Raw genomic sequence first — 16,351 nt, forward strand, 5'->3', positions numbered from 1 at the left:
CTACCCTCCAATACTACTCATGCTTTGCATAGCTTTAGCAGGAGCTTTTCTCATTCTTTCCGCTTCAAACCCATCCTTAGGCTTTAAGCGAATGATTTCTCTAAATTTGTTTGCCAGTTCGTCATCTGAAACACCTGAACGCATATAATCACGAATATTAAAAACGCCGTCATCGTAGAGGCAACTTTTTATTTCTCCTTTGGAGGAAATTCGTAGCCTATTACAAGTATTACAGAACGTTCTTGAAAAAGCGGCGATGACACCTATATTTCCTTTATATCCGGGAACGGATAGTAAACTGGCCGTATCTCCATGCTTGCCAGGAAGTTTTTCCAATAGCGGATAATGGGCTTTTAGATCATGTTGAATATCACGCGAGGAATACATTTCCACGTTTTCCTTGTAACCTCCATTAAAAGGCATTTCTTCAATGAACCGAACATCAACGAAATGGTTTTTGGCCAATTCGGCCAAAGGAATAATGTCTTGTGTATTAATGCCTTTCATAATTACGGCATTTAATTTTATTTTAAAGCCGTTATCGACTAACATATGAAAAGTCTGCATCACTTTTTGAAAATCATTACGACGGGTAATTTTATGAAAACGTTCTTTATCCAAAGAATCAATGCTTAAGTTGATATTGGTAATACCTAATTTCTTTAATCGTGGAATATGTCGTTGTAACAGTGTTCCGTTTGAAGTAATATGAATGGATTTATAATCATCCAGTTTGGCGGTATTCTCCAATAATTTCATGAAATCTTTTCGAAGAAATGGCTCTCCTCCGGTAAAACGTACTTTTTGAAAACCTAACTGACCCAATATTTTTAATAAGCGAGTAATTTCTTCATAACTTAGCAAATGCGCTTTGGGTTCATAGGGAATTCCTTCTGCTGGCATGCAGTAAAAGCATCGCAAATTACAGCGGTCAGTCACTGCGATACGCACATAATCTATAGTCCTGTCAAAAGAATCCTTCATATAACTTTCCAAGCAATTTGAATAGTCAATATAGCTATTTTTAGATATATTCGGAGGACTATTTAAGAAAGAAATAAGAACCGCAAAATAATGAAAGAGATAAAATCCATTATACAGCTCTATAATTCATTCAAGAACTCGGGTGAAAAATGTGCCATTGCACAGGTGGTTCGCGTAGAAGAATCCTCCTATAGAAGAGAGGGTGCACGAATGCTGGTTTTTGAATCGGGTGTTTTCGAAGGTGGTATTAGTGGTGGGTGCTTGGAAGGCGATGCCTTGCAACGCTCCCAAATCGCAATCTTGAAACAGCAACCATCTATTGTAACCTATGATACTTCTAAAGAAAATGAAATAGGGGTGGGACTTGGCTGCAATGGGGTAATCGATGTCTTGATATCACCAATTTCGGAAGAGTCCCCAACATTGAAAATGTTGCAAAAATGTGTATCGGATAGAGATTTCCATATTATAGCCACCGTGACCGCACTTGATGCCGAAATTGATACGATACCTTTAGGTAGAAGCTTTTATTATGATAAGGATTCTGCATCTTTAGAAGACTGTGAGCATGATGGTTTACGAAACTTTCTTCAAGATAAAATTCAGGACGTCCTAGGACAGCAAAAATCAAAGACCTATCATTTTGAGGAAGAAGGAATAAGGGCCAGCGTTTTTATTGAAATGATTCCACCACAGTATCACTTGGCGGTTTATGGGGATAATTATGATGTTTATCCAATATTGGAAATGGCCAATTTGATGGATTGGGACATAAGTTTGGTAGGTAATGTGCAAAAACTCAAAAAAGAAAAGCTACAATCGGTTAAAAACATATATCCAAAAGATTTTGAAGAACGGCCTTTAATCGATAAGCGAACAGCGATTATTTTAATGGCCCATGACTACAAGACAGATTATATCAATTTACAGGAATCGGTAAAAAGTGTATCTCCATATATTGCTTCATTGGGTCCGCGAAAGCGTTTTGACAAAATGGTAGCTGAATTCAAGACTAATGGAATAGCATTATCCGACGAGGATATGGAGCGGATTTTTGCCCCTTGCGGTTTGGAAATTGGGGCTAACACCCCCGAAGAAATCGCGCTTAGTTTATGTAGTGAAATCTTAAGTGTTTTTACAGGTAAAACTGGTGGAATGTTGAGAGATAAAAAAGGCCCTATCCATATGAGAAATTAGGATTGCTTATCAGCTAACCTTAACAGATTGATTTTAAAAATATAGTATGATTCACTCTTAACGCCGCTCCCAGAGAATATTTTGCTCCCGCTGTCCGGCAACCACATTGGTAACAATCTCAACTGCTTTCTCAATATCACTTTCTGTAGTGTACCTCCCGATACTAAATCTCAATGAGGCATAGGCCAAACTGCGCTCAACACCCATCGCAGACAAAACGTGCGAAGGCTCAACGGAAGCAGAATTACAAGCTGAACCGTTAGAAACTGCAATTTTTCGACTTAAAGCAGTAAGTAAATTTGTTCCATCAACATAAGGGAAAGAAATATGTACGGTATTAGGTAATCGTTGTTTGCCTTTATTGTTGGATATGGCCAGTTCAATTTTGAGCAGACCTTCTTCAAGTTTATTTTGTAATGATTCCAATCGCAATTTTTCTTTTTCAAAATCTTTAGAAGTCAATTCAATCGCTTTTGCAAATCCAACTATGCACGGTGTATTCAAGGTTCCCCCACGTTGTTTTTTTTGCTGCCCCCCACCTTGAATAAAACTCGGTAGACCTTCGTAATTCTTATTATGTTTTATATAGGTCAGCCCGATTCCTTTAGGCCCGTAGACCTTATGAGCAGAAAAACAGGCAAAATCTACCAAATCCATAATCTTGCTTAAATCGATTTTTCCTAAAGCTTGTGTAGTATCCGAAAAAAGAAGACTTCCATTACTATGCGTTAATTTGGCCGCATCCTCTAGAGGTTGAATAATTCCGGTTTCATTATTAGCATAAAGGAGCGCGACCAAAATGGTGTCAGGGCGCAACTCCTTTTGCAGGGCTTCTAAAGATATTAGTCCATCGGAATTCACTTCTAAATAACTTATTTCAAAACCATCATCTTCTAAAAAGGCGCAAGTATCCAATACGGCCTTGTGTTCAGCTTTAGTAGTGATGATATGCTTTCCTTTAGATTGTAAATTGCTTGCGACCCCCTTAAAAATCATATTTATACTCTCCGTAGCGCCAGAGGTGTAAACTAAACTGCTAGAATCAACTCCTAAATCTTTGGCGATGGAAACGGTTGCATCCTCAACTGCGCTATTCGCTAGCCAACCATATGGATGATGGCTGCTCGAGGGGTTCCCAAAATCCTTATGAAAATAGGGCAGCATGGCATCTACAACCTCTTTCGTACATGGGGTGGTTGCATTGTAGTCAAAATAGAGTTGAGAGTACATTTTTTATATTTATTTGCCAATAAGTTAAAGGTAATAAATCTCACAAAATTCCCATTTTTTCTTTTAGAGCTGACAATTGGATTTATCTATACAATCATTAAAATATTAATTTGTTAATCACTGATTAATATCATTGTGATTTTGATGAATTAGCGTTATATTTATTATTCACTTCTTAAATTAATTCCTAAAATATTATGATTCCTGCTAATTTCAACTATCATAAGGCAACTTCATTAAAGGAAGCGATTGCCTTATCACAAGAACTTGGTGAAGAAGCTAAATACATGTCCGGCGGCCACAGTTTGCTGCCTATGATGAAACTTCGATTCGCCACCCCTGAACATATTATCGACATCAGTAAAATTGAAGGTCTATCTTATATTAAGGAAGAAGGCGATTTGCTCAAGATAGGTGCGCTTACTACGCAAAGTGAAATGGAGCATAACGCCCTCATAAAGGAGAAGTATCCTATTATGGGTGATGCTATTTGGTTGACAGCTGATCCATCGGTTCGAAACTGCGGCACTCTTGGAGGTAACATCGCTCACGGTGATGCAGCAAATGACCAGCCCGCTTTAATGTTGGCCATGCGGGCAACGATATTGGCGGAAGGTTCAGAAGGGCAGAAAACTATTCCCATAGACGAATTTTTCCATGGATTTTATATGACCGCTTTGGAACCCGGTGATATACTCACGGAAATTCAAATTCCGAAAGCCAAGAAAGGAACTGGTGGCGCCTATCACAAAGTAGAACGTAAAGTAGGTGATTATGCTACAGCTGGAGTAGCGGTTCATATTGAATTGGATGATGACGGTGTTTGCCAAGAAATCGGGATAGGGTTGACCAATGTGAGTGCCATACCCATGCGATTGGAAAGAGGAGAAGAAGTGCTTAGAGGAAAAAAGGTTACCGACGATTTAATTGAACAGATAGGTCAAATTGCAAGCGAAGATTGTGAGCCCGAATCTGATTTGAGGGGATCGGAAGCCTATAAAAGATCAATCGTGAACACGATTACAAAAAGAATGTTGAACAAGGCTCTTGAAAGAGCAAAACAATAGAAATCGCTATGGCAAAACATAAAATAACAATGACAATAAATGGGGCAAGCGTTTCTGCCGAAGTGGATTCTCGTTTGCTCTTAGTACACTTTATACGTGAAAATCTGGATATGACAGGCACCCATATTGGTTGCGATACATCAAGTTGTGGTGCTTGCACCATTTTGATTGATGGTAAATCGGTCAAGTCATGCACCTATTTAGCCGTTCGAGCTGATGGCGCAAACATCACTACAATAGAGGGTATTGCTGCAGATGGCACCAATCACCCGCTGCAAAAGGCATTTCATGACCAACATGGTCTTCATTGTGGTTTCTGTACTCCGGGTATGATTATGAGGTCTATAGAGCTATTGGAAACAAATCCCAATCCTACAGAAAAGGAAATACGATGGGGAATTTCAGGAAACCTGTGTAGATGCACGGGCTATAATAATATCGTAAAGTCTGTACAACAGGCTGCCCAGGAAATGTCGAAGGAAAAAGAAGCCACAGTCTAACCTCTAAATAATAAAAATATGTTCTCATGTAAAACATCACCAGAGGTAGGCGGAATGGGCCACTCTGTAAAACGAAAAGAAGATGCCCGTTTCTTACACGGCAAAGGAAATTATACCGACGATGTAAAATTACCGGGCATGCTGCATATGGTCATGGTACGTAGTCCGTACGCCTATGCCAAAATATTAAGTATCGATAAAGAAAAAGCTTTGGCCATTGACGGTGTTTTGGCTGTCATTACCGGAGAAGATTTGGCGCAATATAATCTACATTGGATGCCAACTTTACTGTCCGATACACAAATGGTTTTGCCGACAGATACTGTAATGCATCAATCGCAAGAAGTGTGTGCGGTAATTGCAACGGATAGATATATTGCCGTTGATGGTGCAGAAGCCGTAGACGTTCAATATGAACCAATGCAAGCAGTTGTAGACCCGTTCAAGGCATTGGATGAAGATGCACCTCTACTGCGCCCTGATAAGGAAGGTCAAAAAGACAATCATATTTATCATTGGGAGCGTGGTGACAAGGAGAAAACCGATGCTGCCATTGCCGCTGCCGATGTGGTTGTAAAAGAACGTATTCATTTACCAAGAATTCATGTTGCTTCGATAGAAACCTGCGGGGTTGTGGCCTCTTATGATAAGGATACCGAGAAAATGTTGATTTACTTGACCTCTCAAGCACCTCATGCGATTCGGACCATTCTAGCTTTGGTTGCGGGACATGTTGGTTTATCCGAAGAAAAGATTCGAATTATAGCGCCCGATATTGGGGGTGGCTTTGGAGGGAAAGTTCCGGTGTATCCAGGCTATGTCGTTGCGATTGCTGCTTCATTCTTGATAGGAAAACCGGTTAAGTGGATTGAAGACCGTTCAGAAAATTTAGTGAACGGCTTTGCAAGAGATTATCATATGGACTGCGAACTTGCGGCAACGAAGGACGGAAAAATCCAAGCTTTTAAAGTTTCAACTTTGGCGGACCACGGTTATACCGATTCTTCGGCGAACCCTTCAAAATATCCTACGGGAATGTTCTCTATTTGCACAGGATCGTATGATTATGAACATGCTTTCGCAGAATTGGATGCAGTCTATACGAACAAAGCCCCGGGTGGCGTTGCCTACAGATGTTCTTTCCGGGTAACGGAGGCGGTGCATGCCATTGAGCGAATGGTTGATAAGCTAGCGGCGGAATTACAAATGGATCCAGCCGAAATCAGGTTTAAAAACTTTATCAAGAAAGAACAATTTCCATATGCCTCTCCTTTAGGATGGAGCTATGATAGCGGAGACTATAAGGCCACCTTGGAAAAAGCCATGGAAATGGTAGGTTATGACGACTATAAAAAAGAACAAGCGGAGAAACGTGCTCAAGGAAAATTGATGGGCATCGGAATTTGCACTTTTACTGAGGTAGTAGGGGCAGGGCCATCCAAAGATTTTGATATTTTGGGCATTAAGATGTTCGATAGTGCAGAGATTCGTGTGCATCCTACAGGGAAAGCTTTAGCACGTTTCGGAACTAAATCACAAGGACAGGGTCACGAAACGACGTATGCTCAAATCTTGGCCGAAGAACTTGGGATTCCCTACACGGATATTGAAATCGACGAGGGTGATACCGATACAGCTCCTTATGGGTTGGGTACTTATGCAAGTCGTAGTACACCAACCGCTGGAGCAGCAGCAGCAGTTGCTGCCAGAAAACTGCGTGATAAAGGAAAGAAAATTGCAGCACACTTATTAGAAGTGAGTGAAGAGGATATTGAATGGGAAGTAGGAAAATATTTTGTAAAAGGAGCTCCTGAAAAATCTAAAACGATTCAAGATGTGGCTTTTGCAGCATACACGAATTTTCCACCAGGGATGGAGCCCGGCTTTGAAGAAACCCATTACTACGATCCACCAAATTTAACATTCCCAAACGGTGCTTATATATGTGTTGTTGAGGTAGATGAGGAAACTGGTGCCATCGATGTAAAACGATTTGTTGCGATTGACGATTGCGGAAATATCATCAATCCTATGATTGTAGAAGGTCAAGTCCATGGCGGATTGACTCAAGGTATCGCTCCTGCCATGTACGAGGGCATTGTTTATGATGATGAAGGAAATGTACTGAATGGAACATTAATGGACTATCTAGTGCCAACGGCGGTAGAATCTCCACATTGGGAAACAGGTCATACAATTACGCCATCGCCACATCACCCATTAGGTGCAAAAGGTGTAGCAGAATCACCAACAGTTGGGGCGCCACCGGCAATAGCGAATGCGATTATTGATGCATTATATCCATTGGGAATCAAACATTTGGATATTCCAATTACACCTGATAAGGTTTGGGATGCAATTCAAGAGGCAAAAGCGAAGGCCTAGCATAATGAAGTAAGAAGTTTAATTATCAATTCGTTTCAATCATAATTGAAAAGTAGGTGAGACGGTTTTGAGCAAGCAGAATACTTCATCATATATTAAAAAGTTTAGACTCCCGTATGTGCTGAAAAAAGTTTAAAGCATGCAAGGGACCGCAAAAAATTGAACTACGATGAAAACACAATTAGATAAGTCATTCGAGGTGCCACAAGGCACAGAATTGGTATGGGAACATTTAATCGACCCAGAGAAAATAATGGACTGTGTACCCGGGGTATCGGTCGAAGAAAAAGTCGGTGAAAACCATTATAAGGGGAAAGTAGGTATGAAGTTTGGACCTATGGGAGTAAAGTACGATGCTGATATTTTCTATAAGGAAATTGATAAGGAGAACAAAAAAATTATTCTTACCGGAGACGGAGTAGACTCCAAAGGTAATGGTAATGCCGAAATGGTGATGACCATTAATCTTACAGAACGCCCAGAAGGCGGCGTAAAATTAGATGCCATTATGGATGTTACTATAAACGGTAAAATAGCTCAATTCGGTTCGCGGTTGATTACTACAGTCTCTAACCAGTTGTTCAAACAGTTCGTTTCGAATTTCTCCAAAAAATTGGCCGCAGCCGAAGGGGCAACGGCCTAAAGAGTTTAATAATTCTAAAATAACAAAGCTATGCTACAACCCCTAGCATAGCTTTCTAAATTTAAACCATTGAACAAAGACATTCAAAAACTCATAAACGATTTTTATGAGCACGACTATATTTTAAATGAAGAATTGGCAACTTCAATATTTTTATTGAAAAATCTTGAGAAACCACTACTATTAGAGGGGAATCCGGGAGTTGGGAAGACTATGTTGGCCAAAACATTGGCCGAACATTTGAGAACCAATTTAATTCGTTTACAATGTTACGAAGGTTTGGATGTCAGCACCACCATTTACGAGTGGAATTACCAAAAACAATTGCTTCATATTAAACTTTTTGAGCAAGAGGAGGATAAACTGGCGCTCCAAAATCAAATTTTTGGAATGGAGTACGTTTTGCAACGACCTTTATTACAAGCTATCAGTGCTGATAAACCCGTGGTTTTATTAATTGATGAAATCGATAGGGCAGATGAAGAGTTTGAAGCCTATTTACTGGAGTTGCTCTCTGATTTCCAAATTAGTATTCCTGAATTAGGGACCATAAAAGCAAAATCAAAACCATTGGTTATTTTGACTTCCAATCGAACTCGAGAATTAAGTGATGCTTTAAGACGGCGCTGTTTGTATCATTGGGTTGACTTCCCATCTAAAATGGGCGAGATTAATATAATTGCAAAAAAACTTCCGAACATCGATGAAGCTTTGGCAACACAGGTGGTAACCTTTATTCATAATCTTAGGAAGTCAAGTTTACATAAACCTCCTGGAATAGCTGAATCTTTAGATTGGGCAAAAACGCTGTTACTGATGAATCAGAAAAACATTACGGATGAGATTGTGAAAACAACTATTGGAAGTGTTCTTAAGCATAAGGATGATGTGGAGTTTGTACGAAACAAATCCGTTCAAGAGTTTTTAGCTCCAATACATTGAAATTAATTAAGGTCACTTCGAACGCAATAGGAGGCTACAAAGCCAAAAGGGTTCAATTTTTCAAGTGCATAATCGAACGATTTAATAATCGAACAACCTATTAAATGCAAGCCGTAGAAAAAACATTCAAAGAACGCCTCATCGACTTTACGATGTATTGTCGAGAACGGCAATTTATGTTGGGACCTCAGGAAACAAGAGATGCCTTCGACATTGCGGAAAGAGGTTATGCCTTGGATAGAAAATTGTTCCAGTACAGTCTAAAGGCGATTTATTGTAAGCGTAAAGAACATTTTGATCGTTTTGATGAGATGTTTCAACGTTTTTGGAGTAGGTATTATGAAGAGAAATTAGAGCAGCGAAAAAAGCAAATCAAACAACTTAAAAAGGAAAAAGATACCGCAACGGTTATTTTTTTAGGAACGGAATTCAAACTTCCCAAAAAGGAAGTGAAGGAGCGTGAGGCAAAAGAAACCGTTGGTGCTAATGAAAGCATTCGTTTACGAATGACTGATTTTTCTAAGGTAAATGTATCCGACAAGGAGAAGCTAGAAGAATTGGCAGAAGAGCTTTTTCATCAAATGAGTATGCGTTTCAAGCGAAGGCTTGAAAACTCGAACAAAGGTACTATTGACATCCGAAATACCATTCGCCATGGGGTTTCCAAAGGAGGTTTGTTATTGGACCTATCCCATAAAAGAAAACGCAAAGAGAAGCGCAAAGTAGTTTTTATATTGGATGTCAGTGGCTCTATGGATACCTATAGTTATTACTTATTACGTTATGTTATGGTGTTAAAAAAGTATTTTAAAAGCCTAGAGTTCTTTACCTTTAGTACAAACTTGACCCATGTTACTCCTTTGTTACGGCAGAATAATGAAGAAGAAGTTCTAAAGCAAATAGGAAAAAAGGTGCATTCTTGGTCCAGTGGCACAAAAATCGGAGAATCGCTAACAGAATTTCTTTCCGATTACGGAAGTAAATTTCTAAGTCAAAAACATGTAGTGGTCATTTTGAGTGACGGACTCGAAACGGGAAATGTAAGCGTGCTGAAAGATGCCGTAAGAACGATACACAGAAAATGCAAGACCTTAGTATGGTTGAATCCTTTAAAAGGAATGGTTGGTTATCAGCCCATCCAAAAAGGAATGGTTAACGTGATGCCCCATTTAGATGCGTTTGAATCAGCACATAACCTGGATAGCCTATTAAAATTGGAAAAATTATTGATGGATGTTTAACGAACTCGCCTTACAGATAGAGAAACACTTGGCGCAAGGATCTAATTTTGCCATAGCTCAAGTGGTGGACCGTATAGCTCCAAGTTCAGGTAAGATAGGGGATAAGGCAATTATTTTGGAAACCGGTGAACTTATCGGGTGGATAGGCGGGGGTTGTGTGCGTGGCATTGTTATCAAAGAAGCGTTGGATGTAATAAGAAATAAACGCTACCGTCGTGTACGTATTTCACCCCAAGGTGGTACACGTGAAACGGCTTCGTTTAAAGAGTATGTCATGTCCTGTCAAAGTAAAGGAACACTAGAAATTATGATAGAACCTGTAATACCACAACCGGAATTGATTGTAGTAGGAAAGAGTAATATTGCCCGTAAATTGGTGCAAATGGCTTCTGTAGCTGATTTTAGGGTTTCCGTAATGGCGAGCAATGCTGACGTTCAAATGTTTCCCAGTGTAAACAGTCTTTACTACAGGGTAGATTTCAAAGTCTTTAAAAATTTCTCCAATACCTACATAATTATCACTACGCAAGGCGAGGACGATGAATCCTCTGTCAAAAAAGCTTTGGAAACCTCTGCTAAATATGTAGGCTTCGTTGCCAGTCGTAAAAAAGCCGAGGACATAAAATCATATTTGAAAGCAGAAGGCATCACAGACAAGCGTATTGGCCAATTAAGAAGTCCCGTTGGCTTGGATATCAATGCCAAACTGGCGAGTGAGGTCGCGATAAGTATCTTAGCAGATGTCATTGAAGATTTTCGTAAAGAACAAACTAACGGAGTTTCTTGTTGTGGGAGTACATCAGCTGCTGCCACAGAGCCTATGGTTAATGATAAATTTGTAGAGGATTATTATATCAACCCAGTTTGCAACGTGCCGGTCTCCAAAAAAACCCGAAGCATGTTCTAGAATACCAAGGCCAGAAAGTATTTTTCTGCTGTGATGGTTGTAAAGTCAGTTTTGAGAAAGAGCCTTCAAAGTATATCAAAACGTGATGTCACTTTTTTTAATTGCACGAGCGACTCTTGGGAAGCGAATTCTGTGTTTATTTGAACACTTGGTCTATTTGCAAATCATTTCTCTGCTTTCATGATTTATCCAAGTGCAAACCACTTGGAAATAAGGTACTTTTCATATTACTCCAGTAAGTAGAAATTTAAGAAAAGAATAGAGGGTATATTTTGTTGATACCAGATAGTCTTTATTGTATCTTAAATTAATCGTCTTTATTGTTAAATACTCAGCTTCAACGGATTTCCCATATTCTTCTCATAGGTGTAATATTTTAATGGAATATTAACGTTGGAGCTTGTTTCTTTAACTATTCGTCAGAATCAAGTTTCAAATAACCCGAATCCCATATTTTACAGGAGTTGACAAAGTGTTAAGCTTATGCCAACGGTGTAATATCTAGTGTTTTTGTCCGTCTTATATAATGTGTAGATAAGAGTACTTATTGTATTCATCACAGCAATATATAAAAACAATAATATGAACGATACTAAGAAACAACATACAAAAGAAAATGCAAGTGCGGACAAGGTATTGACGCGACACGAAAGTTGGAGAAACCATCGTAGGCATACGGGACTAAAATTAATACGGTTTTCTTAAAACCATATGAATTGAAATACTTTAAAGAGGGCTATTGCCCTCTTTTTTATTACCTCTATTTAATGAACGATTATAGAAAATCGGATGCATGAGATAAAAGTTGATGCTAGACCTATTAATAGGTTTAATGGTAATTGGTTTAGTAATAAATAATGTTACTATATTTATAGTACAACCAAACCATCAAATTTATGAATCCAATAGTTAAGAATATTCTAGCCGTTATCGCCGGTCTTATTATTGGCAGTATTGTGAATATGGGTATTGTTATGCTCAGCGGATCAATTATACCACCGCCAGAGGGAGGAGATGTTACCACTATGGACGGTTTAAGAGCCACAATGCATCTCTTCGAGCCTAAGCATTTTATAATGCCTTTCCTCGCCCATGCTTTGGGAACTTTGGTCGGAGCCTTTGTGGCCGCTAAAATAGCTGCTTCCCGAAAAATGCTCTTAGCATTGGTCATAGGCGCTTTTTTCTTTCTAGGTGGAGCCATAAGCGCAAGCAGTCTGGGAGGGCCATTATGGTTTAATGCCTTAGACTTAATAGTAGCTTATTTTCCAATGGCCTATTTGGGTTGGAGATTCGCTGATAAAAAGTAGACATTTGGTTCTTGTGAAGTACTCTTAATAATTGCTGTATTTGCAAAGTACCATTATCTCACTTCATCAAAGTAATAACGTGCTTTATATTTTCACTTATTTAATGGATTCAGTAGTTTACTTTCCACAGCAACCGAATCTATTTTATTACGAGAATAGTACACAGGAAAATACTGGTCATTCGCCCACTCCTCAAAAAGATTGTCATAAAAAGGACTATCGGGATTTCCGGATTGCCCGGGACTATTCATGCCCTCGGCTGCATCCCAATTTCCAGTAGTTACGATCATACGAAAAGAAGCACCACTACCTTGTCTCAAGTTACCACCGGTAGAACCTGGGGTATAGGAATTGCCGCCCCTTGGCAGGGGACCAAGATCTAGTTTCGCTTTCGTATCCTCATTCACCGCACTACTTAACGCATGCTCCATATAGCTATGTTTGTTCTTGTCTTGACCGTACTCCCATTTTGCCATGTCATCTCCCAATTTTTTCTCTAAATCTGCTACTGCATTTTCAAAAGCATCACTCAATAACGTATTTCTGTTAAGAACGGGATTAGTCCCAAAACGGGAATCTGGTTCTGTAACCCAATCCAAAATACGTTTCATTTGAATGCCCGGAACAATCCCTTTTCCAGCCTCGGGGATAAAGTGTTCGTTCGCCAATTTTTTTATTTGGTTTTCCCATGCCACATAAATGGCCGCAGGGACTGAATTGGCCTCCAATCTATAATCCCAATTCTTTAATTTGTCTTTTGCTTCTGAGGCTTTTTCTCCAAATGCTAAACCATTAAGCATAGGTGCCAATATCCTTGCAGGAATAGAGAGATAATCCGTTTGTAGCTCTTTCATGTCTTCCATAGTCAACTTTTTAGGATTATTATTCAATACTTCATCTATACGTTCACCGCGATAGGGGTCTGCCCAAGAGAAGGCAATGGCATCCCATTGGTCATAATCTTCCGCAACAACATTTTGGTTCGCTGTGGCTATGTATCCTTTATCTGGGTTGTAGGAGCTTGGTTTTTGTATTATGGGCAAATATCCGTCCCACTCATAGCGTCCGTCACCGGGGACGGGAACAAGACCGCTAAAATTTCTTCTTATCGGTGCGATACCAACCGATTGCCACCCTATGTTTCCTTTTTTATCGGCCCATACCATATTCTCTCCGGGGATATGACTATAATTGCAAGCATCACGGAATTCCTCCCAAGTTTGCGCTTGGTCCATTCTCAAGGAAGCTAAATAGGGTGAACCACCCGGTTCTAACCAAGCACAACGCATAGCGTAAGCCACATTGTTTTCTTCGTCAATATATGTAACAGGTCCGTGCAACGTATAGTTTAGCTGGGCTGTATAATCTTCCTTTCCCTTAACCTTTATAGTTTCTGTTAAGACTAACATATCTTTCCATTCTCCTTTATACTTGTATTGGTTAGGGTTTTCTGGATTCAGTTCGTAAACATATAGGTCTTCACCATCCGTTTCAAAAACAGTGAGACCCCATGAACCATATTCATTATGTCCAATGGAAATACCCGGAATTTCCGGTTCGCCGCCACCAATAACATTCCAACCAGGAGCTACTAAATGAGCCATGTAGCGCAGGGATGGTATTGCAATGGTCCGATGGGGGTCATTGGCCATATAGGAATTTCCATCTTCCATAAGGCTGGGACTTACAACCCAATTGTTACTGCCAATGGATAGGGAGTCATTCTTGCCCTCCAGAAGGGAGGTAACCGTTTCTTTTTCAGTTGAATTTTTGTAAACCGGGATGACATCCTCTGCTTCAAATTTGACAGGCTTTCTATAGGCATGGTATAGTTCTAAGATATCATCGTCTAACAAAGAAGTATTTATGGCAGGGTCAATTTCTAGATTAGGTTCTTTAGGATGAAACCAAAATAAATCCTTTGTCTTTTCAACACCCAACTTTGCTACGGAGCGTCCAACCTGTAATTCTTCATCAATATTACCTAAAAGCCCTTGATGTCGGGAAATAACTACTTCTGGAGTCCACTTTTGTGGTTGTATATCTAAAATTTTAAACTCTATAGGAAGTTGTTCAGGAGTTCTGAGTATCTCCTCTATGTAAGCGTTCACACCATTTGTGTATGCCGTAATTATTTCTACTCCGTTTTCATGGTAATGACTCATTTCCGTAGTCATATCACCTCTAAACTTAAAGAGTCGCGTACCGATATCCCTTTTGAGTTCCCGTTCCCCAAGTATTTCTGCCACTGTACCCGTAGCTTGCCTTCTCCAAATTTCAAATTGAAAAAGACGGTCGGCGGCAGCAGCATAGCCTTGGGCAAAGAATAGGTCGTGTTGATTTTTGGCATAAATATGATTAATGCCCCATTCGTCCCGAATTATTTCTACCTGTTCTTGGAGACCATCCACAGCCAGCTCCAGGGTTGTGTTCTTTGGTGATTCTTTACAGGAGATGGAAAGTGCCAGTAAGCTTAAACAAAGTAATGTTCTCATCTTAGTTATTATTTATTTTTCGTAAAAAAACCCGACATTACATCGGGCTAAAAATTAATTGCTTCTTTTTGAAAATACAATTTTATGCCAATGACTATCTCTTTTAAAAGTACAGTTTAAACATAGTAATCGGCAGTTGATCTTATTTACCTTCGTACTTGCCCATATACCTTTTCCAAAGTTCGGTTTGATGTGTTTCCAATGAAATGTCCCTGCCATCAATAAAAGCGTGTGTTAATTGATTTTCCCGCATATCCAAGGCATCTCCCTCAGAAACGAATAGGGTAGCACTTTTACCCGTCTCCAAGGTGCCATAATCCGCATCGATACCAAGAATCTTCGCACTGTTTCCGGTAATCAACTGTAAGGCCTTTTCCTTATCCAAACCTTGCTGACCGACCTGTCCGGCATAAAAAGGTAAATTCCTGGTTTGGAAATTAGATGCTTCATTGTTTTGAAGTCCTACCAGAAGTCCGGCATCCACCAAAAGTTTCGGTAGTTTATAGGGGAGGTCGTAATCATCGTCATCAAAAACGGGTAGGTTATGGGTAAACTGAACCAACACCGGAATATTATTCTTTTTCAAGAAATCCGTTATCTTATATGCATGATAGCCACCAACCAATACGACCTCCTTTGCGCCATTTGCTTTTAGGGTATTGATGGCATCAATTATTTCCTTTTCACCATCCGCATAAACGTAAAGCTTTTGTTCTCCTGCGAAAATTCCTTGCATTGCAGCGAAGGCAGGGTTGACTTCCTTTGGTTTTGTCTTACCATATGCCATGGAATTTTTTATGAAGCTTACTACTTCATCAACCTGTTTGGCATAGTCTTTATTGGGCTGATATCCTCTATCTTCACCCATCCACCATCTACCCTGGCGGAAGCTTCTGGGCCAATTTAGGTGAACCCCGTCATCAACTTTGATAGCTGCATCTTCCCAATTCCATGCGTCAAATTGCACGATGGACGAGGTTCCTGAAATCCGTCCACCAGAGGGGGCAATTTGACCTAATAAAACACCGTTTGGACGCATACTTTCTACAACCTTGGATTCGGCATTATAAGCTATCAAACTGCGAACATGTGGTATTAAATCCCCAATTTCATCTTGATCATTACTGGCTCTGACGGCATTTATCTCTACCAAACCTAAGGTTTTGGCAGGGGCAATGAAACCTGGATAAATGTGCTTTCCAGTTGCATCTATCACCTTGCCTTTCCGCGCAATTTTCATTTTGGAATCGCCCACGAAAGTAATTTTTCCATCCTCGAACATAATCAAGGAGCTTTCAATGACTTCACCATTCCCAAGATGCGCCGTTGCACCTTCAATGGTAATTGGTTCAGTTTGTTTGGAAGCAGGGGTTTGCTGGGCCACACCAGGGAAGCATAGACCAATTAGTACTAGTATGTATATTATATTTTTCATTTTATATCTTTTTAGTCT

Annotated in this window: 15 protein-coding genes; 11 read left to right on the top strand and 4 right to left on the bottom strand. The window is 39.8% G+C overall.

Translation table 11 applies throughout. The annotated features are described in order from the left end of the window. On the bottom strand, window positions 1-984 hold the full coding sequence (gene moaA, locus N8A89_RS14530; protein ID WP_281542881.1) for a GTP 3',8-cyclase MoaA: 984 nt from the start codon (window positions 982-984) through the stop codon (window positions 1-3). A 90-nt stretch (window positions 985-1,074) separates the two neighbouring features. Between moaA and N8A89_RS14535 the strand changes: the two genes are divergently transcribed. Then, window positions 1,075-2,181 (top strand): XdhC family protein, encoded by a 1,107-nt coding sequence (locus N8A89_RS14535; protein WP_289644508.1) that lies wholly within the window; start codon window positions 1,075-1,077, stop codon window positions 2,179-2,181. A gap of 57 nt (window positions 2,182-2,238) precedes the next feature. Here the strand turns inward: N8A89_RS14535 and N8A89_RS14540 are convergent, their stop codons facing one another. Beyond that, window positions 2,239-3,411, bottom strand: coding sequence for a cysteine desulfurase family protein (locus tag N8A89_RS14540; RefSeq protein ID WP_281542883.1), 1,173 nt, complete (start codon window positions 3,409-3,411; stop codon window positions 2,239-2,241). Between the two features lie 197 nt (window positions 3,412-3,608). On the opposite strand from N8A89_RS14540, the gene N8A89_RS14545 reads away from it, so the two are divergent. From N8A89_RS14545 to N8A89_RS14590, 10 genes are all read left to right on the top strand, one after another. Next, window positions 3,609-4,478, top strand: a complete 870-nt coding sequence (locus N8A89_RS14545; protein ID WP_281542884.1) for an FAD binding domain-containing protein — start codon at window positions 3,609-3,611, stop codon at window positions 4,476-4,478. A gap of 8 nt (window positions 4,479-4,486) precedes the next feature. Then, the gene (locus N8A89_RS14550) at window positions 4,487-4,978 is read left to right on the top strand and encodes a (2Fe-2S)-binding protein (RefSeq protein WP_281542885.1); all 492 of its coding nucleotides are present in this window, start codon (window positions 4,487-4,489) and stop codon (window positions 4,976-4,978) included. Window positions 4,979-4,996: 18 nt separating this feature from the next. After that, on the top strand, window positions 4,997-7,363 hold the full coding sequence (locus N8A89_RS14555; protein ID WP_281542886.1) for an aerobic carbon-monoxide dehydrogenase large subunit: 2,367 nt from the start codon (window positions 4,997-4,999) through the stop codon (window positions 7,361-7,363). Between the two features lie 169 nt (window positions 7,364-7,532). Next, the gene (locus tag N8A89_RS14560; protein ID WP_281542887.1) at window positions 7,533-8,006 is read left to right on the top strand and encodes an SRPBCC family protein; all 474 of its coding nucleotides are present in this window, start codon (window positions 7,533-7,535) and stop codon (window positions 8,004-8,006) included. 69 nt (window positions 8,007-8,075) lie between these two features. After that, entirely contained in the window at window positions 8,076-8,948 is an 873-nt protein-coding gene (locus tag N8A89_RS14565) for an AAA family ATPase (protein ID WP_281542888.1), read from the top strand. A gap of 104 nt (window positions 8,949-9,052) precedes the next feature. After that, window positions 9,053-10,189 (top strand): vWA domain-containing protein, encoded by a 1,137-nt coding sequence (locus N8A89_RS14570; RefSeq protein WP_281542889.1) that lies wholly within the window; start codon window positions 9,053-9,055, stop codon window positions 10,187-10,189. Beyond that, entirely contained in the window at window positions 10,182-11,096 is a 915-nt protein-coding gene (locus N8A89_RS14575; RefSeq protein ID WP_281542890.1) for an XdhC family protein, read from the top strand. Before N8A89_RS14570 ends, N8A89_RS14575 begins: the two co-directional genes overlap by 8 nt. Then, a complete protein-coding gene (locus tag N8A89_RS17820) occupies window positions 11,054-11,182 on the top strand; it encodes a YHS domain-containing protein (RefSeq protein WP_281542891.1) in 129 nt (42 codons plus the stop codon). The genes N8A89_RS14575 and N8A89_RS17820 overlap by 43 nt, the downstream gene beginning before the upstream one ends. Before the next feature lie 496 nt (window positions 11,183-11,678). Continuing rightward, window positions 11,679-11,801 (top strand): hypothetical protein, encoded by a 123-nt coding sequence (locus tag N8A89_RS14585; protein WP_281542892.1) that lies wholly within the window; start codon window positions 11,679-11,681, stop codon window positions 11,799-11,801. A 191-nt stretch (window positions 11,802-11,992) separates the two neighbouring features. Continuing rightward, window positions 11,993-12,403 carry a hypothetical protein gene (locus N8A89_RS14590; protein ID WP_281542893.1) on the top strand — a complete coding sequence of 137 codons (411 nt, stop codon included), beginning with the start codon at window positions 11,993-11,995 and terminating at the stop codon, window positions 12,401-12,403. Window positions 12,404-12,495: 92 nt separating this feature from the next. On the opposite strand, the gene N8A89_RS14595 is transcribed toward N8A89_RS14590, so the two are convergent. Beyond that, on the bottom strand, window positions 12,496-14,898 hold the full coding sequence (locus tag N8A89_RS14595) for a penicillin acylase family protein (protein ID WP_281542894.1): 2,403 nt from the start codon (window positions 14,896-14,898) through the stop codon (window positions 12,496-12,498). Between the two features lie 142 nt (window positions 14,899-15,040). Further along, window positions 15,041-16,333 carry an amidohydrolase family protein gene (locus tag N8A89_RS14600; RefSeq protein ID WP_281542895.1) on the bottom strand — a complete coding sequence of 431 codons (1,293 nt, stop codon included), beginning with the start codon at window positions 16,331-16,333 and terminating at the stop codon, window positions 15,041-15,043. Between the last annotated feature and the right edge of the window lie 18 nt (window positions 16,334-16,351).

Origin of the sequence: Maribacter aestuarii, assembly GCF_027474845.2 — a bacterium.
GTDB lineage: Bacteria > Bacteroidota > Bacteroidia > Flavobacteriales > Flavobacteriaceae > Maribacter > Maribacter aestuarii.